The organism is Lactimicrobium massiliense, assembly GCF_900343155.1.
Lineage (GTDB): Bacteria > Bacillota_I > Bacilli_A > Erysipelotrichales > Erysipelotrichaceae > Bulleidia > Bulleidia massiliensis.
On the sequence record NZ_OUNG01000003.1, the window covers coordinates 312525 to 332702 of the forward strand.

The window sequence follows — 20178 nt, forward strand, 5'->3', positions numbered from 1 at the left end:
CAAATATCTTCTTCAGGCAGAAGTGAAATCAATATCACTTTTTCTGAATGTGATCATAGTCCAGCCAGGCACCCTGCATCGGTGACGCTGCCAGCATGCCAAACAGACGCAGCACCCCTTTTTGATACTTATGCGGATGCGGAGCGAGATTTTCCTTTCTTTCCTGCAATACAGCATGGATTTTGTCTGCGCTCATCTTTTCTCCATGAATGCCGACAATCTCCAGCTTTCTTTCCGGAATATCAATCTGGATCAGATCGCCTTCTTCCACCAACGCCAGCGGCCCGCCAGCCTGTGCTTCTGGTGATACATGGCCAATAACCGGACCAGTGGAAGCACCGGAAAAGCGCCCATCTGTAATCAAGGCAATACTGCGGCCAAGTTCTGGATCTGAAGAAATGGCCTCGGTTGTATAGAACATCTCCGGCATGCCGGATCCCTGCGGCCCTTCATACCGGATGATCACGGCATCACCCGGCTGAATGCGATGATGCAGCACGGCATCCAGTGCATCTTCTTCACAGTCAAACGGTCTTGCCTTCAATACCGCATGAAACATCTCTTTCGGACATGCTGTATGCTTGATCACGGCACCTAATGGAGACAGATTGCCATGCAGTACCGCAATCGAACCATCACTGTCAATCGGATCACTGCCATCACGGATGATATCCTGCCTTCTCAAATGCAAATGATATCGCTGGTTGGCTTTCTCCAGTTCTGCCTGGCAGCGTGCATAATAGCCATTCTGTTTCAGCTCTTCCAGATTCTCACCAAGTGTTTTCCCGGTGACTGTCATCACATCCAGATGCAGTTCCCCTTTGATCTGTTCCATAACCATCGGCACACCGCCGGCATAATAGAAGAATTCCGCCGGATACTTTCCAGTTGGGCGGATATTAACCAGATACTTTGCCTTGCGGTGCAGGCGGTCAAAGTCATCACCAGTGATCGTGATGCCAAGCTCATGGGCAATCGCCGGCAGATGCAATAAGGCATTGGTGCTGCCGGAGATGGCCGCATGCACAAGAATCGCATTCTCAAATGATTTCATGGTCACAATGTCTGATGGACGCAAACCTTCCTTTGCTAATGCAACCGCGCGCTTGCCAGCAGAAACAGCAGCCTGTTTGAGCATTTTACTGCCATATGGCAGCAGTGCCGTTCCGGGCATTGCCAGTCCCAGAGCCTCTGCCATGATCTGCATCGTGCAGGCTGTGCCAAGGAAAGAACAGGCACCGCAGCTCGGACAGGCATTCTGTTTTGCCCAGGCTAGTCTGTCAGCACCAATCTCACCACGCTCATACTTTGCACTGTAATAGCCAAGCTCATTCAGGGTCAGAAGATCCGGTCCGGCTTTCATTACACCGCCGCATACCACAAGAGAAGGAATATTCACACGGCACATGCCCATCAGACTGCCAGGAAGACCCTTATCACAGGAAGAAATATACACACCGGCATCAAACGGCGTTGCATTCTCCTGAATCTCAATCATGTTGGCAATCATCTCTCTTGAGACAAGGGAATAGTTGATGCCATCATTGCCCTGGCTTTCCCCATCACACATGTCCGTGACAAAGTATCTTGCCCCAAAACCGCCGGCATCATTCACACCCGTGCGCACATCTTCCACAATTTGATCCAGTCCGGCAGAACCTGGGTGAGAATCCCCAAACGTACTTTCAATATAGATCTGTGGTTTGCCAAGATCTTCCTTTTTCCATCCACTGCCAAGCCGCAGCGGATCCATCTCCGGAGACACTTCTCTCATCTTCTGACTTTTCAGCATCTTTCCTTACCTCTTTTCCACAAAAAATTTCCGGACCAATTCCTGGTTATGCAGCATATGTGCTCTCATTGCCTTTTCAGCCGCATCCGGATTTTTTGTCTCAACTGCCTGACACACGGCCTCATGTGACTGCAGCGTCATTCCGATCTGATCATGGTTCTGATAATCAATGAACACACCTACACCATCATGGATCATTGGCGTGATGCGCACAAGCACTTCATTGTGCGCTGCTTCGACAATCGCACTGTGAAAGGCAATATCTGCCTGCAGATGCGGGCTGCCATTGTGGATATCATCTGCACAGGCATTACAGCACTGGCGTATTTTCGCAATTTCCGCTTCATCGGCCCGCTCTGCCGCAAGGGCTATGGGCCATGCCTCAGGGAATCATGGCCTTCGTTGCCTCCGGCGGCGATGTCGGTGCCGTTATTACCCAACTGCTCTGCATCGTGATTTCCTTTGCGATCTATACACCATTCGTGCTGATTTCAATCACACAAAGCCCGAATCACAGGAAGCGTAACACATACTGCAGGTCAACAAGACCTGCTTTTTTGTAGATCGGACAAGGAAAACGGTTTTTTTAACCCGTGATGAATTGTGATTCGCATCCACATATGGTAGCTTGAAATATGCTATAATATAAGCATGGAAAGAAATGATGACATGATTACATATGGTAGGACATGTGTCTATCATCTGAACTACCATATCGTATGGGGAATCAAACACAGAAACAAAGTTCTCAATGGCAGTGCCGAAGCAGATCTGATTAAGCTTCTGTATGACATTGCGGATGAGAAAGGCTTTATCATCAAGCGTGTCGAGATTAGGCTCGACGATCATGTGCACATGATCGTTTCTGCGCCTCCGAAGATTTCCGTTTCTACCATTGTCAAGTGTTTGAAAGGGACTTCGGCTTTTCGCCTGTTTCGCATGCATCCTGAATTGAAACAATTCTACTGGAAGAAAGAAGCCCAGCATTTGTGGTCGCCGTCCTACTTTGTCGAAAGCATCGGTGTTTCAAATGAACAGGCTGTCGCAAAATACATCAATGACCAGTGGAAAAAGGAGAATGCAAATGCCGAAGATTAAGAAGGGATTTGTCATTCGGCTTTATCCGACCGCTGAGCAAATGCAGCAGATCCGCAGAACAGCAGGATGTGCACGATGGCTGTATAACGAAATCGTTGCTGTAAATCAGAAACGCAGAGACTTGGACCCGAAAGCGTCTTTGCTCTATGGAAGAAATCTGAACTATCTTCTCCCGCGTCTGAAAGAAGAACATCCATGGCTGAAAGAAGCGGACTCTACGTCTCTCACGGGAGCGGTGGACAACATTTCCAATGCATATGCACGCTGGCTTTCCGGGCTTGGCAGAAAGCCGAAGTTCAAAAAGCGCAGCACGCATACAGACAGCTTCATTTCCAAGTGCGTCAATGGAAATATTGCAGTGATTGATGCTCATCATATCCGCATTCCGAAGATCGGCGTAATTTATTACAAATCCGGGAGAATGCCGCATGGAAGAATCTGCTCTGTCACCGTGAGAATTCTTCCCAGCGGGAACATCAATGCGTCTGTACTCTGCGATTACGAGGAAGAAGAGCTTTTGAAAACAGGAAAGGCAATTGGCATTGATCTGGGACTGAAAGATCTTGCAATTCTTTCGGATGGCACAAAATACGGGCTGCCGCGATGGGATAAAGAATCTGCTGACCGACTGCACTACTGGCAGCGTACTGCTTCAAGACGGCTTCTGAGAGCCAAAGAAGCTATGAAGAAGGACAGTGCGCTAACACTTGAAGATTTCAGGAATTATCAGAAAGCGCGTCGGATGGTCGCCAGAATACATGAACACATTGCGAATCAGCGTCAAGACTATCTTGATCGACTGACTACTTCGTTAGTCAGAGATTTTGACGTGATCGTCATTGAAAACCTGAAGCCGAGCCGCATGGTGCATAACCATAATCTGTCTGGTGCCATTCATAATGCGGGCTGGGGCATGTTTGCTCAGATGCTGGCGTACAAGTGTGCATTCTACGGTAAAAGGCTTGTAACAATCAATCCTGCATATACGAGTCAGGTATGCTCAGACTGCGGTGTCATCAACGAACGCCTTGGGTATAACGCTTACGGCTGGCTGAAAGTGCGTGAGTGGACCTGCCCTGTCTGCGGAGCACACCACGACCGTGATGTGAATGCTGCAGTGAACATCCTGCATACTGGATTATTTGCCGCTTAGAGCGGCTATAGCGGGGCTGGAACAGTCCCTGGTAAACAGCATGATCCTCCGGAAGCCGTATCAAAAGGCTGCGCGATCAGCGTTCCCAGAAGCTCGGCTCTTTAGAGACGAGTAGTTCACAGTATCATAGAACTCGTTTCAGAAAGAAGGCTTGCTATGGTAAAGGATATGACAAACGGGCCGCTGCTCAAGGAGATCATCTTCTTTACAATTCCACTTGTATTGGGCACCCTGTTACAGCTGACCTATAACGCTGCCGATGCCATGATCGTCGGCCGGTTTGTCGGCAAGGAAGCACTTGCTGCCATCGGCACAACCAACCCGGTTATCACGCTTGTATTGCTCTTTGTCAACGGTATCTGTCTGGGAGCAGGAATCCTGGTCAGTATGCTGTATGGCGCAAAAAATATCCCTGCCCTGAAAAAGCAGGTATCCACCGGCATGATTGCCGGCGGCATCTTCTCCCTTGCCACCGCAGCGATACTCTTTCTGCTGGCAAAGCCGGTATTGACCATCCTGCAGGTTGAGACTGATATCCTGCCCTTGGCAGTACAGTATATGCGCATCATCCTGTTCGGCCTGTTTTTCTCCTTTATCTATAACTATCTTGCCTCCATCTTACGGGCAATGGGTGACAGTGCTTCCCCGCTGATCTTTCTTGCTGTCTCAGCAGGTCTCAACATTGCCGGCGACCTGTTCTTTGTCATCATCCTGCACGCCGGTATTGCCGGTGCTGCCATCAGCACAACCCTGTGCGAGATGCTCAGTGCCATCATGTGCCTGCTGTATATCAGAAAACACATTTCCGTGCTGCGCTTAGGAAAAGAATGGTTCGTCTTTGACCGCCGCATGTTTGTCAAAACCGTATCGTTTGGCTTTGTGTCGGCCATGCAGCAGTCATCCGTGCAGATCGGCAAACTGTGCACCCAGTCCTTTGTTAATACCATGGGTGTCAATGCCACTGCGGCCTTTAATGCCGTCAACCGCTTTGATGACTTTGCGACCATCCCCCAGCAGAACATTGCCCACGCCATGACTTCGGTAATGGCACAAAATGAAGGCGCCCATCTGGATGACAGAGTCAGGAAATCCTATTTCCTTGGCATGCGGATCGAAATCATCTACGGTATTGCCATCGGCCTTGTCACATGGCTGTTCTCCCGTTTCCTGATGACACTGTTTACAAGTGATGAAGCCGTCATCCAGGAAGGTGTCCATTACCTGTCCATCATGGCATGGTTCTATATTTTGCCCGGTATCACCAACGGCATCCAGGGCTATTTCAGAGGCATCGGCGATCTGCGCATCACGCTGTATTCGAGTCTTGTCAACATCGGTGTCCGCGTACTGTGTGAAATCCCGATGGTATTCTGGTTCCACATGGGCTTTGCGGCCATCCCGTGGTCCTATTTCATCGGCTGGATCGCAATGCTCGCCTTTGAAGCACCACTCCAGCACCGTTATTTCCGAACCAGAACTTAAAAAGGACTGTAACAGTTGAATACCCTGTTGCAGCCCGTTTTTCTATTCACTGATATCCCGGTACTTTCCGGCCGCCAGATCCGCAATCGAAATCTTGGCAAAATAGTCATGCAGCACAGCTGTAACACCACGCCACAGACCGATCGTTGTACAGGACTCCCGGCTGTCACACTGGGAATAATCCCCATTGGAGACACACTCCACCGGTTCCAGTCCATCCGTCACTTCCAGCACATCGGCAACATTGATCTCATTGGCCGGTTTTGCCAGCTGATAGCCGCCGTTTTTTCCTCTGGTTGTAATCAGCCAGCCCTTTTTGACAAGCGGTGCCGCCAGCAATTCCAGATACTTCAATGACAGTTCCTGCCGCTTGGCAGTGTCATTCAAAGATACCGGTCCTTCATCCTGGTGGCTGGCAATATCAGCCAAAAGCCGCAGTGAATACCTTCCTCTTGTTGAAACTTTCATATTCACACCTTCGTCCCTATCCTAGCACATTAAAAAAGACATCGGGCTATTGATGCCCAATGTCTGAAAATGTCTTACTTGCCAAAGCGCTCCATCAGCCTTGCCATAGCATCATCCATCGTCACAGGCTTATGTGGCGCAGGACGGGATGTTCTTCTGGCAGCACCAGGATTCTTCTTTGCCAGCTCTTCAGGAGACAGCAGTGACAGAGACAAACGGTTGTTTTCTGTATCTACATCAGAGACATACACATCAATCTGATCACCCGGCTTGACGATCGTGGAAGGATCTTCCACCTTATCCATCGACATCCTGGATACGTGCAGCAAGCCCGCCTTCCTGGCACCGATATCCACAAAGGCACCATAGGAAGTCAGATTCTCAACTGTACCATGGTACTTCTCGCCAACCTTCAGCTGTGACAGAGCCTTGCGCGGTGCTTTGCGCGTATGGTGTTCCTTCATCTGTGTTTCTTTCTGCTTCAAAGAATCCAGCGGAATCATCGACAGTGCCACACGATTGCGGTCCACATCAATCTCCGCTACCCACACATCGACGATATCTCCGACACTGACCACAGTTGTTGGATCTGTGACGTGCTGCATGCTCATGCGGCTCGGCAGCACCAGGCCGTCCTCATGCAGACCGACATCTACGAAAGCACCAAAGTCAACGACATTTCTGACCGTACCGGACAGCTTGTCACCAACATGCAGATCCTTGATATCCAGGATATCACTGCGCAGCAGCGCGCCTTCAAACTGATCACGGTAATCACGCAGCGGCTGGCGGATGGCATCCTCAATATCCTTCAGTGTATAGTCGCCAATGCCAAGATCCTTGGTCTTATCAGCCGGGAACTGGGCATCTGCTTCACCAAGCTTTGTGATGCCGCATGCCTTCATCAAAGCTCTGGCTGCATCATAGCTCTCTGGATGAATGCTTGTTTCATCCAGCGGCTCATCACCGCCGACAATACGCAGGAAACCTGCACACTGGGTAAAGGCCTTAGGGCCAAGCTTCTTGACCTGCTTCAGCTGTTCACGGTTCGTAAAACGGCCATGCGTATTGCGGTAATTGATGATCTCCCTGGCAATGCCTGCATTCAGACCGGAAATATGGGTTAACAGCTCCTGGGATGCCGTATTGACATCAGCACCTGTGCGGTTGACACACTTGGAGACCACTTCATCCAGTCTTTCTGACAGTGCCTTCTGCGGCAAATCATGCTGGTACTGGCCGACACCAATGGACTTTGGATCAATCTTGATCAGTTCCGCTAACGGATCCAGCAGTCTTCTGCCAATGGAGACAGCACTGCGCTCTTCAATGGCCATATCCGGGAACTCTTCACGAGCAGCTTCCTGGGCAGACCATACCGAAGCACCAGCCTCAGAAACAATGGCATATTCCAGATCCAGATGATTGTCACGGATCAGATCCGCAATCAGCTTCTCACTCTCACGGGATGCCGTGCCATTGCCAATCGCAACGATCTTGACGTTATACTTGCGGATCATATCCAGCAGCTTCTTCTTGGAGCCTTCCAGATCCGGATGTTTCTTGCCAAACGGAATGATCTTGTCCACCGTTAACATTTTGCCGGTTTCATCAATTACCGCAAGCTTGCAGCCATTGACATAACCTGGGTCAAAGCCCAGCACGACTCTGCCCTTCAGCGGTGCCTGCAGCAGCAGCTTCTCGAGGTTCTCGGAGAATACCTCGATAGACTTTGTATGGGCACGCTCACTCAGATCAGAGCGGATTTCACGCTCAATCGAAGGGAACAGCAGTCTTGTGCAGCCATCTGCCACTGCCTCTTTGATCTCATTGACGCACACAGGCTCCTCACCCTTGAGAATGTTATTCTCTGCTTCGTGAATCAGATGTTCTTCATCAAACACAAAGGAAACCGTGATGACCTTCTCCTTTTCAGCACGGTCAATGGCCATGATGCGGTGATCCGCAATGGTAGAAATCTTCTCAGAGCGGTCATAGTACATTTCATAGACCTTGCCTTCATCCTTGGCATCCTTCTTCAGTGCAGTCTTCAGAACACCGCTCTTCATGATTGTATCCTTGAACGCCCAGCGCTGCTGTGGATTGTCACTGACAGCCTCAGCAATGATGTCCTTGGCACCCTGTACGGCATCCTGCCATGTCTTGACTTCCTCCGTCACATACTTGGAAGCTTCTTCCTCAACACTGCCTTCCTTCGGTAAAGACAGCATCCAGTCAGCCAGCGGCTGCAAGCCAAGCTTAATGGCAGCAGCAGCTCTGGTCTTTTTCTTCTGTGCATACGGACGGTAAATATCCTCCACCACGGACAGCTTGTCAGCGGCATTGACAGATGCACGGATCTCATCGGTCAGCTTGCCCTGTTCTTCAATCAGCCGCAGCACATCCTCTTTACGCTCTTTCAGCTTATTCTGATAATCAAACTGTTTCTCAATATACAGAATCTGTTCTTCATCCAGGCCTTTGGTCACATCCTTGCGGTATCTTGCAATCATCGGCACTGTATTGCCATCTGAAAGCAGCTTCAGTGCAGCCTCAACCTGGTCTGCACTCACTTTCAGATCTTCCGCAATCTTCTGAATAATTTTTTCATCCATGGGATCGTATTCCTCCAAACAGACATATTCTATCACTGCCGGGAATGTTTCTCACCTCTTGACATCCGGCAAATATGGCAGTGCACCGGATGTATAATGGAGCCATCATTTCCAAAAAGGAGGCATACATCATGAAATATCAGACAATCCCACATACAGACCTGAAGGCTTCTGCCATTGTCCTTGGCACCTGGGGACTGGGCGGAGGCTCAGTATGGTCAGACGAACAGCCCGATGAAAAAACAGCCAGTGCCCTGCTTGATACAGCCGAACAGTGCGGCATCAACTATATCGATACAGCTCCGGTCTATGGCAAGGGTACCAGTGAAACACTGCTTGGCAAAGCATTGAAAGGCAGGCGCGACAAATTCATTCTGCAGTCCAAGGTATCACTCAACTGGCGCAATGAAAAAGGCGGTACATTCAAATATGAACGTGACGGCTATACCGTAAACAATGACACCAGTGCCGCTGCCATCAGGAAGGATCTCGAAGGTTCTTTGCTGCGTCTTGGCACAGATCACCTCGATATAGCTGTTGTCCACTATGTCAATGACAGCATCACACCTGTCCAGGAAACGATGGAAACACTGAATGAACTGATCAAGGAAGGCAAGATCAAAGCCGCTGCTCTGTCCAATTCAAAACCACAGGACTATGAAAACTACGAAAAGTACGGCCATATTTCACTGGTGCAGGAACAGTTCAGCCTGCTGGCACCATACCATGGCTATGATTATTTCCCGCATCTGCAGAAAGGCCATACAATCTTCCAGGTCTATGGTGCTCTGGAGGAAGGCATCCTGACATCACGCAGCTATGTACAGAGAACCTTTGCCCAGGGTGATATCCGGGCCAGACTGCCCTGGAGCCAGGAAGCAGAGAAGACAGAATATGATCAGTTCTTTGATCTGCTGGAAGAGATGGCTGCTGCCCACAACTGCAGTATTGCCAACCTGATTGAGGCATGGACATTGACACAGTATCCGGATATCAGCCTGCTCATCGGCATGCGCCATCCTTCCACCATGCTGGACACGTGCCATTGTCTCAGCCTGCATCTCACCAAAGAAGAAACAGATGCGATGGAAGCCGCTGCCAGATCACTGCAGCGCAAAGACCTCGACAAGTAATATTGTTACGCTTCTATTACCACCCCTGTATATATTAAAATAAGGGCAGGAGGAAAATCTTATGGAAGGTCTTATCATCACCCTCGTTATCGTTGTCATCCTCATTGCACTCATCACATCCTGCATCAAGATTGTCCCCCAGGCCAATGCCTATGTCATTGAGCGTCTGGGCAAATACCAGTCCACGTGGAATCCCGGTGTCCATTTCAAGGCACCATTCATTGACCGGGTTGCCAGAAAAGTACTGCTGAAAGAACAGGTCGCAGACTTTGCACCGCAGCCTGTCATCACCAAGGATAACGTCACGATGCAGATAGATTCGGTCGTGTACTTCAAGATCGCCGATCCCAAGCTGTATGCCTATGGCGTCGAGAATCCGATCATGGCGATGGAGAATCTGACCGCTACAACATTGCGCAATATCATCGGTGACATGGAACTGGACGCAACACTGACAAGCCGGGAGAGCATCAATGGACAGATGTTATCCACAATTGACAGTGCTACCGATCCCTGGGGCATCAAAGTAACACGTGTTGAGCTCAAGAACATTCAGCCGCCGGCTGCCATCCGTGAAGCAATGGAAAAGCAGATGAAGGCAGAGCGTGAAAAGCGTGCTGCGATCCTGAATGCCGAAGGTGAAAAGCAGTCCATGATCCTGCAGGCAGAAGGCACCAAGGAATCTGCGGTGCTCAAGGCCGAAGCCGAGAAGCAGGCGACCATTCTGAAAGCAGAAGCGGAGAAGCAGAATCAGATTCTGTTAGCAGAAGGTAAGGCCGAAGCCATCCGCAAGGTGCAGGAAGCCACAGCCCAGGGTATTGAGATGATCAAGAATGCCGGTGCAGATGATGCCGTGATCAAGCTGAAGGCGCTCGATTCCTTTGCCAAGGTGGCAGACGGACAGGCAACCAAGATCATCATTCCTAATGAAATTGCCTCATTAGCCGGCCTTGCCAAGGGGCTCTCAGAAACCGTCAGGGAGAAGTAAACCATGTTCAGCATCATTGTCTGGGCAGTTCTCATCCTCTGTTTCATCACAGTCGTGGCCAGTGCTGCTTCAAAGCCGAAAAAGAAAGGCAGGAAGCCGAACTACCTGGTTGGCAGAACCATCTCCAGTGACGGCCATACGATTCCTTACAAGGATGACATCACATGTGAGACAAAAAACGGCCATCACCATCCCACTTCCAATCAGCCGCGCTACATTGTCCATGAAGAGCCCGAAGAAGGATATGTCATCCTCAATGGCAAAAAGATCCGCCTAAAAGACTGTAAATATCTCTGAAGCCATGGCCTGTGTCACTGACACAGACCATGTTTTTTCTGTTATCATGACCGCATGCGTACATCATCCTTCATCTTCTCCTGCCTGCTGTCATGCACAGCCATCCTTCTGGGCATCCTGTTCTTCAATGCCTCCAGGATATCCTGGATTGCCCTGTATCTCCTCCTCATCCTGATCAATCTGATCCTTCCCATCGGCACCCATCATGCCATCACGCATCATCACAAGCCAAAAGATCCCATTGATGCATGGATCAGCTTCATCAGCTTTCTCTATGCAATCTTCCTGATCCTGTTTCCCCGTCTGTTTGAACCCTTTCTGTTTCTCCTATGCGGCCTGTGGATGGCATTCGAAGCCTTCATTTCCTTCATCGATTTCCTTGTCATCACCCATGACGGCACAGCCGGTGCAGGGAGCAGACTGACAGCCGCACTCTTTTCCCTCATTCTTTCATTCCTGATGATCTTTGGAAAAACGATTCATCTGAAAACAGGCGTTCTTTCACTGGCTGCAGGCATCTTCTTCCTCATATGGGGCATCCGCAGCCTGATCCTGACCATCACCCGACGTAATCCCTATGGTTTCCTTGCTGCACACACGCACTGGTCGCTCTCCGTTCCCCTGCTGGCAGGTGCGCTGATGCCCATATCCGCCTACATCTCCATCCATTCCCTGCAGCACAGCAGCACTGCTGACCTTCCCATCCCCTCAGATGATGACAGCCTGCACGTCTATATCTACCTGCACGGAACCGGATTTGAAATGTTTGGTCACATCGACATCGCTTACAAAGGCATGATCTATTCCTATGGCTGTCACGATCCCAGGCACCGCACGCTGATGGGAACTTTGGGTGACGGCGTCCTCATCCGGGCAGACGAAAAAAGCTTTATCCGTCATGCCATCAATAATGATGACAGCACGATCATATCCTATGGCATCGCACTCTCTGACTTCCAGAAAACCGTATTGCAGGAAAGAATCCACACAATGATGGCACGTACAGTTTCCTGGCACTGCGCATATGAAACGGATCACAGCGCCGCTGACTATGTATCAAGAGTATATAAAAGCACCGGATGCGAATTATATAAATTCACATCCGGCAAATTCAGAACCTATTTTGTTGCCAGTACCAACTGTGTGCTGCTGGCCGATGAGCTCATCCGTTCAAAGCAACTGCACCTTGTCACACCGGGCGGCTTTATCACCCCGGGTGCCTATCTTGCTTTTCTCAATGATGCCTGGCAGAGAAAGGAAGGCAATGTCAAAGAGCGGAAGATCTACGCAACGGCAAATCGATCATATCATGACTGATCAGGCAAAAAAAAGCAGATCGAATCACAGAAATTTCTGTATCCGACACTGCTTTGAAATGCATTATTTAACGGCGTCTTCCGCCTTTGTCTGCCAGACATTGACAACCTCAAAGCCGGCATCCTTCAGCACTTCTGTCATCTTTTCGACAGATACTTCACCTGTTGCACGCACGACTGTTTCAACACCGCGCACCTTGGAATGATATACGCCGATGTTTTCCAGGTTGGCATCATTATCCGCAAACAGCTTGCAGATCTTGGCAAACTCGCCGGGCTTGTCTTCGACCTTGATCACAAACCGCGTGCCCTGCTTGCGGTAACCTGTCAGCTTGAGGAATGCCTTAAACAGGTCCTTCTCGGTGATGATGCCGACAACCTTCTTGTCACCATCCACAACCGGCAGCACATTGATCTCATTCTGCAGCATGATCTCAGCCGCATCCTCAATCCAGGCATCCGGAGATACTGTCCTGACATCTGTGATCATGATGTCCTTTGCATATGTGCGGGACAGCAGATAGTTCAGTTCATAGATGGAAAGAGACGTATTCTCCTTTCCCGAGTTCTCATTGACCAGGCCTTCGGTAATCAGACCGACCAGTCTGCCATCCTTGACAACAGGAAGCCGGTGGAAATGATTCTTGCCCATGATCTCCAGAGCCTTCAGCAGAGTGACATCCGGATCGATCGTAATGGGGTCTAACGTCATATGATCCTTTACGTACATTGAATTTATCCTCCCAGGTAAGCCTTTCTGACACGCTCATCTGCGGCCAGTTCTTTACCTGTACCTTCCAGTGTTATTTTACCAGTTTCCAATACATATGCACGGTCTGCAATCGCAAGTGCCATCTTTGCATTCTGCTCAACCAGCAGTACGGTTGTACCCTGCTTGTTGATGTCCTGAATGATACGGAAGATTTCCTTAACCAGCAGCGGCGAAAGACCCATGGACGGCTCATCCATCAGCATAATCCGCGGCTTGGACATCAGTGCTCTTGCCATGGCAAGCATCTGCTGCTCACCACCGGACAATGTACCAGCCAGCTGATGGCGTCTTTCCATCAGACGCGGGAACAATTCAAACGCCTTGTTCATATCCGCATTGATGCCATCCTTGTCCTTGCGGAAGTAAGCGCCAAGCAAAAGATTCTCCTCAACTGTCTGCTGGGCAAACACACGTCTGCCTTCCGGCACCTGGGCAAGGCCCATCGTCACAATCTTGTGTGCCGGTGTCTTGGTCAGCTCCACACCATCCAGCATGATGGAACCAGAGGCAGGCTTCAAAAGGCCGGAAATGGCATGCATGGTTGTTGTCTTACCAGCACCATTGGATCCGATCAGTGTCACAATCTCACCGTCATTGACCTCAAAGGAAATACCCTTGATCGCCTCAATCATGCCATAACGGACATGTAAATCAGTAATTTTCAGCATCTGGGTCCCTCACTCTCCAATGTATGCCTTGATGACATCAGGGTTGCTCTGAATCTCGGCAGGCACGCCCTGGGCCAGCATCTGGCCGAAGTTCAATACGGTAATGCGGTCGCAGATCCCCATGACCAGCTTCATATCATGCTCAATCAGAAGGATTGAGATATGGAAATGATCACGCACCAAACGGATCATCTTCATCAGTTCTTCCGTCTCCTGCGGATTCATGCCGGCGGCCGGCTCATCCAGAAGCAGCAGCTTCGGTTTTGTAGCAAGAGCACGCGCAATCTCCAGACGGCGCTGGGCACCATACGGCAGATTGCCTGCCGCCAGAGAAGCAAACTGATCAAGCTCAAAGATCTTCAGAAGCTCTATAGCTTCATCCGTGGCTGCCTTTTCCTGCTTTCGATAGGAAGGCAGCTTGAGAATCGATGCAAACAAGCCATAGCTCAAAGAATTATGCATACCCGTTTTGACATTATCCAGGACACTCAGATTCGAAAACAGACGGATATTCTGGAAGGTACGGGCAACCCCGGCCTTGTTCGCCTGGACCGGATTCAGTCTGGCAAAATCCTGCCCATCCACCTTGATGGTGCCGCGGGTAGGCTGATAGACCTTTGTCAGCATGTTGAACACAGTTGTCTTGCCGGCGCCGTTAGGACCGATCAAGCCATATATCTCATCCTGATAGACATCCATGTCCAGATCATTGACAGCCGTCAGTCCACCGAAATCAATGCCAAGGCCACGGATTTCAAGAACCCTCTTTCTTTCTTCAGCCATTGGATTTCACTCCTTTCCCGGCGCCATTTCTGCGCTTCATCCTCGCCATGAACACGCGCACCTTCTCATTGTTTGTCACAATCATGATAATGATCAGCACAACCGCATAGATGAGCATACGATAACTGGAAAGGAAGCGCAGCACTTCCGGCAGAAGAACAAGTACAGATGTAGCAATCACCGTACCGGTCATATTGCCCAGACCGCCGAGCACCACATAAACCAGAATCAGAATGGATGTATTGAAGTCAAACTTGGTTGCTGTCACCGAAGAGTAGTTCAGCATATACAGAGCGCCAGCCGCCCCGCCCAGAGCACTGGAAAGCACAAAGGCAAGCGTCTTTGTATGCGCCACATTGATGCCGATCGTCTCCGCCGCAATGCGGTTGTCACGGCATGCCTCAATGGCACGGCCGCGCTTGGAATCAATGATGTTATAGACAATGAGCAATGCAATCAGCACCATGATGACACCGCCCGCAAACGTAGACAGCGTTTTGACGCCGGTAGTTCCCATCGGTCCTGAAACAATCATCTTGCCGCCATCGCCAAGAGAAATATTGTTGTTCACAAAAGAGAAGTGCAGGCCGCTGCCATCCAGACCGACATACAGATTGTTCAGAATGGACATGATGATCTGGCCAAAAGCAAGGGTAACAATCGCCAGATAATCGCCTTCCAGCTTCAGAACCGGAATGGAGATCAGCCAGCCAAGGAAGCCGGCCATCAAAGCACCGCAGAGAACAGCAAGGATAAAGACAACAGCCGGACTGGAAATCCGGGCAGAAAAGACAGAGGCTGCAATCACTGCCGTAAATCCGCCAAGAGACATAAAGCCAGCCTGGCCAAGGTTCAGCTCACCCGATATGCCGACATTCATATTCAAACCAATGGCCGCAAGAATATAGGCAGTTACCGGTACAAGCAGAGAACGCATCTGCCGGTTCAAGGTTCCCGTAGCAATCATCACCTGCACAATTGCAAACAAAACAATCACAACCAGAATCGAAGTCAGCTTCTGGCGGCTGCTCTTTTTCATTTCTTTCCACTTCTTCATGCCAGCCACCTCATACTTTCTCCGAAATCTTCTTGCCGAGCAGGCCGGTTGGTTTGATCAGCAGCACGACAATCAAAACGCCAAAGACAATGGCATCAGAAAGCTGTGCCGAGATATATGCCTTGGACAGATTCTCAATGACACCCAGCAGCAGACCGCCAAGGAAGGCACCCGGAATGGATCCGATACCGCCAAGAACGGCAGCGGTAAATGCCTTGATGCCGGGCATCGAGCCCATGGTCGGATAAACACTTGGATAAGCACTGCATAATAGAATGGCAGCGATAGCAGCCAGACCGGAGCCAATGGCAAATGTAATCGAGATGATCTTATTGACATTGACGCCCATCAGAGCAGCAGCACCACGGTCTTCGGAAGTAGCCCGCATGGCCCGGCCGGTTCTGGTCTTGTTGATGAACCAGCTCAATACCAGCATGATCACAATGCATACCGCAATTGTAATGATGGTGCTCCAGGCAATGGACACTCCGCCCAGGCTCAGTGAACCAGAGATGATCGTCGGGAAAATCTTGGTATCCGTGCCCCATGCAAGCATGGCACCATTTTCAAGGAAATACGAAACACCAATAGCCGTGATCAATACTGCCAGAGAGCCTGCCTGCCGCAATGGCTTGTAGGCCAGACGCTCAATGACAACGCCAAGCACTGTGCATACGACAATCGAAAGCAGTACTGCCGCAATGACCGGCATATGCCAGCTATATAATGCAAAATACGCAACAAAGGCCCCCACCATGATGATGTCGCCATGGGCAAAGTTCAGCATCTTGGCAATTCCATACACCATGGAATAGCCAAGGGCGATTATGGCATACACACTGCCAAGACTGAGGCCGCTGATCAGATAGGACAAAAATGCCAACATAAGCTTCTACCCCTCCTGTTTCTAATTTATTGACAATCAAAGAAGGCTGCCATGATTTTACAACTGGCAGCCCTTCTTTACAAACGCGGATCAATCTTACTCAGCACTGACGTATGCACCATTCTTGATGACAACAGCCTTCGGAGCCTTGGTAACTTCACCATTCTTGTTCCAGGTAACATCTGTGCCGGTGATGCCGTCAAATGTCATGGAAGTGAACTGGGACTCAAGCGCAGCTGTAATATCATCTGTCTTGGAATCCGGTGTTACATCAGAAGCATCCAGAGCCTGTGCAATTGCATAAACAGCATCATATGCATCAGCAGCGAACTGGTTCGGTGTATCACCATAAGCATCCTTGTACTTCTTGACGAAGCTCTGTGTCTTCTCATCGGATGCATCAGCAGCAAACGGTGTCAGCATATACAGACCTTCAGCCATGGATGTATCAAAGCCTTCCATCGTCAGAATACCATCCATACCGTCACAGCCGAAGAATGTCGGTGCATAGCCGGCAGCCTTGGCAGCTGTCAGAATCTGAGAAGCCGGCTGATAATAAATCGGGAGGAATACGATATCAGCGCCGGCAGCCTGTGCCTTCTGAACATAGACAGAGAAGTCGGTTGTACCCTTCTGGAACGCCTCTTCATCAACAATGTTCAGGCCCTTGGCAGCAGCCTCGGCCTTGAACTTTGTATACAGGCCATTGGAATAGTTATCATCGTTACGATAGATGACAGCAATCTTGGAGCCAAGATCAGCATGCTCAGCCAGGTAGTCAGCGGAAGCTTTGCCCTGGTTAGGATCCGTGAAGCACATCTGGAAGACATTGTCATAAGGACCGCTCTCATTGTCGGCATCCTGATAAATGATCGCCGGAGAAGAACCGGAAGGTGTAATAGCAAAGATATTTTCCTGCTGATACAACGGTGCAACTGTCTGACCGGCACCGGATGTTGTTGTCAGCAGAGATACCTGCATGCCCTTATCCATCAAAGTATTGAAAGCAGATGTAGCCTTTTCACCATCGGCCTCATCATCTTCAAATACCAGATCGAACTGTGTCTTGCCGCCCTTGGCATTAATCTCATCAACCGCAATCTGCGCGCCGTGTTCGACTGCCAGGCCGTACACAGCCGCATCACCCGTCAGCGGTCCGGAACCGCCAAGAACATACTTCTTGCCGCCGTCAGCAGAGCCGGAAGCGGATGCAGATCCTGTCGAACTATTGCCGCAGGCAGCCAGTGAAGCAGCCATTACCACGGCAAGTCCGCCCTTAACGAACTTACTCATTTTCATATCTTTGTCCCTCACTTCTATATCTTCTCTTTGTGAAGATGAACCTATTATAATTCTCTAATTCTGGCTTGCAAGGGCATTTTCACAGTTCTTACAAATTTATTTGTAAGAAAACGCTTTTATTTACATATTCTTTCACAATTGTTTCACTAGCGCATACAACTGTCACCCGTACACGAACGCCTGTAGGCAAGCGGTGTCATCCCGTATTCTTTCTGAAACATCCTGCCAAAATAACTCTGCTGTGAAAAACCGCACGACAGTGCAATCTCTGCCACCGGGGTCTGCTCATTTAAAAGACGGCGGGCAGCCTCTTCAAGACGATAACTGTTGAGATAATCAACCGGTGTAGTTTCTGTATATTCTTTAAATAAGGAAGTACATTTCGTGCGGCTGATGCCGGCACTATCGGCAATATCCTCCAGCGAAATCTTATCCATGTAATGTTCCTGGATATAGCGCACCATCTTTCGCTGCAGACCAAGATCATACTCATCCGAAGGCTGCTGCACCAGATGCTCATGAATCATATAAATAGAACGGAACACCAGATGCACATCCGCTGCCACCTCCAGCTCATACCCCTCTGGCCGCTTCAGTGCCGTTTCCCTGATCTCATCCAGCAAAGCAATAATCCGTGCGGCATAACTGCTGCGCCCATCCATCTGAATATGGGCAAAATCGCCATCCGACACAACCGGAACAACCAGCTTTTCATACATACCCTGATTCCAGGCAAGCATCTGCGGATTGACAATCAGCTTTTCCAGCATGCTTTCTTCCTTCTTCGCCCCGTAAATCCGGTGAACCTGATCCTGATTGATAAAGCACATCTCATCCGGTCCCAGCAGAAAGTCAGAATTGTTGACATGGCAGTGCAGATGGCCCTTGCGCACCCGGATGAGCTCCACCCCGTCATGCCAGTGCGCTCTCTCCTTATGTACTTCGCCCGGTTCCATTGTCTCTTCCAGAAAGGAAACGGGTAATGATCCAATCTTGTATTCTTTTTCCATAAAATCCTCTGATTTGTAAATATTACTATTTTTTAAGACTATTTTACTATATTCAGATTTTATCACAGGATATTATACAAGTGCAAAAGAAAGGAAAACAAAACAGAATATGAAATTAGTCTATACATCCAGAACCGGCAACGTTGAAAAGCTGGTCAATGAAATCAATACATCCAACACACTGAAGATTGAAACAGGCAAAGAAGTTCTTGATGAAGCAGCTGTTCTTGTGACATACACAGATGGTGCCGGCATCCTGCCGGAAACAGTCCGCAGCTTCCTTGATGCCAACAAGGGCAAGGTCAGACTGGCGGCTGTCTCTGGCAACCATGTCAAGCATCCGACAACTTTCACCGGTGCTGCTGACATCCTGGAAAAGGAATATGGCATCCCGGTCATCGCCAGATTCGATCTGTCCGGCAGTGAGGCTGTTGTCAAAGCTGTAAAAGCAGCACTGTCAGAGGACAAAGATGATGTGGCAAAGCTCAACAGACTGCTCGCATCTCAGGAAGTCTTCACAGCCAACCTGCAGCTGTACCACTGGTACATCACCGGCAAGCAGTTCTTCACCCTGCATCCGCAGCTGGAGGATCTCTATGATGCCATGCGGGATGACTTTGACAAGACAGCCGAGCTCATCCTCACACTGAATGGTGCACCGGCATCCACTCTGAGCAGCTTCACAAACAACAGCGTCATCGCCGAGGCAAATCCGGCATGGATCAGTGCTGATGATACGCTCAAGGCACTCAAGGATGGCTATCTTTCCCTGATCACACTGGTCAGCAACATCAAATCTGAAACAGAAAATGAGCTTGTCAGCATCTCTCTTGATGACATGCTGAAAGCATATGAAAAGAACGTCTGGATGATCTCTCAGGCCCAGGCGTAAATGGAGGAAAAACACATGAATACAATCGAAAAACTGAATACATTGCTCGCTTCGCAGGAAGTCTTCGCATCCAATCTGCAGACATATCACTGGTACATCAAGGGAAAGCAGTTCTTCACTCTCCACCCGCAGCTGGAGGATCTCTATGATGCCATGAGAGATGATTTCGACGAAACAGCCGAACTCATCCTCATGCTGGAAGGCACACCGGCTGCTACCCTGTCCGACTTTGTCAGACTTTCATCCATCAAGGAAGCACCTTCCGTATATATGAGTGATGATGAGGTACTGGCTGAGGTCAAGAAAGGCTATGAAGAGCTGATCAACCAGGTACTGTCCCTGAAGAAGGAATCTGACAGCGAGCTGGTTTCCATCAAGCTCGATGATATGCTGACAAGCTATGCCAAGAACGTCTGGATGATTTCCCAGGCATCAAGATAACAAAAGACAAGAAAGGAAATAAACA

The 20178-nt window shown here is 49.6% G+C and carries 20 protein-coding genes; 9 read left to right on the plus strand and 11 right to left on the minus strand.

Going from position 1 to position 20178, the window contains the following annotated elements:
* Nucleotides 1–34: 34 nt before the first annotated feature.
* Together ilvD and DHU66_RS07295 are read right to left on the minus strand one after the other, a co-directional pair.
* Nucleotides 35–1792, minus strand: coding sequence for a dihydroxy-acid dehydratase (gene ilvD / locus DHU66_RS07290; protein WP_245309442.1), 1758 nt, complete (start codon nt 1790–1792; stop codon nt 35–37).
* 6 nt (nt 1793–1798) lie between these two features.
* Complete coding sequence (locus tag DHU66_RS07295; protein ID WP_108775198.1) at nt 1799–2164, minus strand: FCD domain-containing protein; 366 nt, start codon at nt 2162–2164, stop codon at nt 1799–1801.
* 279 nt (nt 2165–2443) lie between these two features.
* Between DHU66_RS07295 and tnpA the strand changes: the two genes are divergently transcribed.
* The 3 genes from tnpA to DHU66_RS07315 all read left to right on the plus strand — a co-directional run bounded on the left by tnpA (nt 2444) and on the right by DHU66_RS07315 (nt 5525).
* Nucleotides 2444–2890 (plus strand): IS200/IS605 family transposase, encoded by a 447-nt coding sequence (gene tnpA, locus DHU66_RS07305; RefSeq protein WP_108775200.1) that lies wholly within the window; start codon nt 2444–2446, stop codon nt 2888–2890.
* Nucleotides 2877–4043: an RNA-guided endonuclease TnpB family protein gene (locus DHU66_RS07310; protein ID WP_167836312.1), complete on the plus strand. Its 1167-nt coding sequence runs from the start codon at nt 2877–2879 to the stop codon at nt 4041–4043. The genes tnpA and DHU66_RS07310 overlap by 14 nt, the downstream gene beginning before the upstream one ends.
* A 156-nt stretch (nt 4044–4199) precedes the next feature.
* A complete protein-coding gene (locus tag DHU66_RS07315; RefSeq protein ID WP_108775202.1) occupies nt 4200–5525 on the plus strand; it encodes an MATE family efflux transporter in 1326 nt (441 codons plus the stop codon).
* Nucleotides 5526–5567: 42 nt separating this feature from the next.
* Here DHU66_RS07315 and DHU66_RS07320 read toward each other — a convergent pair whose 3' ends face one another.
* Nucleotides 5568–5993, minus strand: coding sequence for an RrF2 family transcriptional regulator (locus tag DHU66_RS07320; protein WP_108775203.1), 426 nt, complete (start codon nt 5991–5993; stop codon nt 5568–5570).
* Nucleotides 5994–6067: 74 nt separating this feature from the next.
* On the minus strand, nt 6068–8608 hold the full coding sequence (locus DHU66_RS07325; RefSeq protein WP_108775204.1) for a S1 RNA-binding domain-containing protein: 2541 nt from the start codon (nt 8606–8608) through the stop codon (nt 6068–6070).
* Between the two features lie 131 nt (nt 8609–8739).
* Between DHU66_RS07325 and DHU66_RS07330 the strand changes: the two genes are divergently transcribed.
* From DHU66_RS07330 to DHU66_RS07345, 4 genes are all read left to right on the plus strand, one after another.
* On the plus strand, nt 8740–9741 hold the full coding sequence (locus tag DHU66_RS07330) for an aldo/keto reductase (RefSeq protein WP_167836313.1): 1002 nt from the start codon (nt 8740–8742) through the stop codon (nt 9739–9741).
* 61 nt (nt 9742–9802) lie between these two features.
* The gene (locus DHU66_RS07335) at nt 9803–10729 is read left to right on the plus strand and encodes an SPFH domain-containing protein (RefSeq protein WP_108775206.1); all 927 of its coding nucleotides are present in this window, start codon (nt 9803–9805) and stop codon (nt 10727–10729) included.
* Nucleotides 10730–10732: 3 nt separating this feature from the next.
* Nucleotides 10733–11026 (plus strand): hypothetical protein, encoded by a 294-nt coding sequence (locus tag DHU66_RS07340; protein ID WP_108775207.1) that lies wholly within the window; start codon nt 10733–10735, stop codon nt 11024–11026.
* A 54-nt stretch (nt 11027–11080) separates the two neighbouring features.
* Entirely contained in the window at nt 11081–12343 is a 1263-nt protein-coding gene (locus DHU66_RS07345; RefSeq protein ID WP_108775208.1) for a hypothetical protein, read from the plus strand.
* Between the two features lie 63 nt (nt 12344–12406).
* Here DHU66_RS07345 and DHU66_RS07350 read toward each other — a convergent pair whose 3' ends face one another.
* From DHU66_RS07350 to DHU66_RS07380, 7 genes are all read right to left on the minus strand, one after another.
* Nucleotides 12407–13072, minus strand: coding sequence for a CBS and ACT domain-containing protein (locus tag DHU66_RS07350; protein WP_108775209.1), 666 nt, complete (start codon nt 13070–13072; stop codon nt 12407–12409).
* A 5-nt stretch (nt 13073–13077) separates the two neighbouring features.
* Nucleotides 13078–13782, minus strand: a complete 705-nt coding sequence (locus DHU66_RS07355; RefSeq protein WP_108775210.1) for an ABC transporter ATP-binding protein — start codon at nt 13780–13782, stop codon at nt 13078–13080.
* A gap of 9 nt (nt 13783–13791) precedes the next feature.
* Nucleotides 13792–14565: an ABC transporter ATP-binding protein gene (locus DHU66_RS07360; RefSeq protein ID WP_108775211.1), complete on the minus strand. Its 774-nt coding sequence runs from the start codon at nt 14563–14565 to the stop codon at nt 13792–13794.
* Nucleotides 14558–15622 carry a branched-chain amino acid ABC transporter permease gene (locus tag DHU66_RS07365; RefSeq protein ID WP_209451767.1) on the minus strand — a complete coding sequence of 355 codons (1065 nt, stop codon included), beginning with the start codon at nt 15620–15622 and terminating at the stop codon, nt 14558–14560. Before DHU66_RS07365 ends, DHU66_RS07360 begins: the two co-directional genes overlap by 8 nt.
* Nucleotides 15623–15632: 10 nt before the next feature.
* Nucleotides 15633–16508, minus strand: a complete 876-nt coding sequence (locus DHU66_RS07370) for a branched-chain amino acid ABC transporter permease (RefSeq protein ID WP_209451768.1) — start codon at nt 16506–16508, stop codon at nt 15633–15635.
* Nucleotides 16509–16604: 96 nt separating this feature from the next.
* A complete protein-coding gene (locus tag DHU66_RS07375) occupies nt 16605–17807 on the minus strand; it encodes an ABC transporter substrate-binding protein (protein WP_245309444.1) in 1203 nt (400 codons plus the stop codon).
* Between the two features lie 149 nt (nt 17808–17956).
* Complete coding sequence (locus DHU66_RS07380) at nt 17957–18820, minus strand: AraC family transcriptional regulator (RefSeq protein ID WP_108775212.1); 864 nt, start codon at nt 18818–18820, stop codon at nt 17957–17959.
* 109 nt (nt 18821–18929) lie between these two features.
* Between DHU66_RS07380 and DHU66_RS07385 the strand changes: the two genes are divergently transcribed.
* The gene (locus DHU66_RS07385) at nt 18930–19712 is read left to right on the plus strand and encodes a ferritin-like domain-containing protein (RefSeq protein WP_108775213.1); all 783 of its coding nucleotides are present in this window, start codon (nt 18930–18932) and stop codon (nt 19710–19712) included.
* Between the two features lie 15 nt (nt 19713–19727).
* The gene (locus DHU66_RS07390; RefSeq protein WP_167836314.1) at nt 19728–20153 is read left to right on the plus strand and encodes a Dps family protein; all 426 of its coding nucleotides are present in this window, start codon (nt 19728–19730) and stop codon (nt 20151–20153) included.
* Nucleotides 20154–20178 lie beyond the last annotated feature (25 nt).

Coding starts and splice junctions, on each gene's coding strand:
- DHU66_RS07355 (WP_108775210.1), bottom strand. CDS start 13,782: ATGCTGAAAATTACTGATTTACATGTCCGTTATGGCATGATTGAGGCG.
- DHU66_RS07340 (WP_108775207.1), top strand. CDS start 10,733: ATGTTCAGCATCATTGTCTGGGCAGTTCTCATCCTCTGTTTCATCACA.
- DHU66_RS07390 (WP_167836314.1), top strand. CDS start 19,728: ATGAATACAATCGAAAAACTGAATACATTGCTCGCTTCGCAGGAAGTC.
- DHU66_RS07350 (WP_108775209.1), bottom strand. CDS start 13,072: ATGTACGTAAAGGATCATATGACGTTAGACCCCATTACGATCGATCCG.
- DHU66_RS07360 (WP_108775211.1), bottom strand. CDS start 14,565: ATGGCTGAAGAAAGAAAGAGGGTTCTTGAAATCCGTGGCCTTGGCATT.
- DHU66_RS07330 (WP_167836313.1), top strand. CDS start 8,740: ATGAAATATCAGACAATCCCACATACAGACCTGAAGGCTTCTGCCATT.
- DHU66_RS07375 (WP_245309444.1), bottom strand. CDS start 17,807: ATGAAAATGAGTAAGTTCGTTAAGGGCGGACTTGCCGTGGTAATGGCT.
- DHU66_RS07345 (WP_108775208.1), top strand. CDS start 11,081: ATGCGTACATCATCCTTCATCTTCTCCTGCCTGCTGTCATGCACAGCC.
- DHU66_RS07385 (WP_108775213.1), top strand. CDS start 18,930: ATGAAATTAGTCTATACATCCAGAACCGGCAACGTTGAAAAGCTGGTC.
- DHU66_RS07365 (WP_209451767.1), bottom strand. CDS start 15,622: ATGAAGAAGTGGAAAGAAATGAAAAAGAGCAGCCGCCAGAAGCTGACT.
- DHU66_RS07310 (WP_167836312.1), top strand. CDS start 2,877: ATGCCGAAGATTAAGAAGGGATTTGTCATTCGGCTTTATCCGACCGCT.
- DHU66_RS07315 (WP_108775202.1), top strand. CDS start 4,200: ATGGTAAAGGATATGACAAACGGGCCGCTGCTCAAGGAGATCATCTTC.
- DHU66_RS07325 (WP_108775204.1), bottom strand. CDS start 8,608: ATGGATGAAAAAATTATTCAGAAGATTGCGGAAGATCTGAAAGTGAGT.
- tnpA (WP_108775200.1), top strand. CDS start 2,444: ATGGAAAGAAATGATGACATGATTACATATGGTAGGACATGTGTCTAT.
- DHU66_RS07380 (WP_108775212.1), bottom strand. CDS start 18,820: ATGGAAAAAGAATACAAGATTGGATCATTACCCGTTTCCTTTCTGGAA.
- ilvD (WP_245309442.1), bottom strand. CDS start 1,792: ATGCTGAAAAGTCAGAAGATGAGAGAAGTGTCTCCGGAGATGGATCCG.
- DHU66_RS07320 (WP_108775203.1), bottom strand. CDS start 5,993: ATGAAAGTTTCAACAAGAGGAAGGTATTCACTGCGGCTTTTGGCTGAT.
- DHU66_RS07370 (WP_209451768.1), bottom strand. CDS start 16,508: ATGTTGGCATTTTTGTCCTATCTGATCAGCGGCCTCAGTCTTGGCAGT.
- DHU66_RS07335 (WP_108775206.1), top strand. CDS start 9,803: ATGGAAGGTCTTATCATCACCCTCGTTATCGTTGTCATCCTCATTGCA.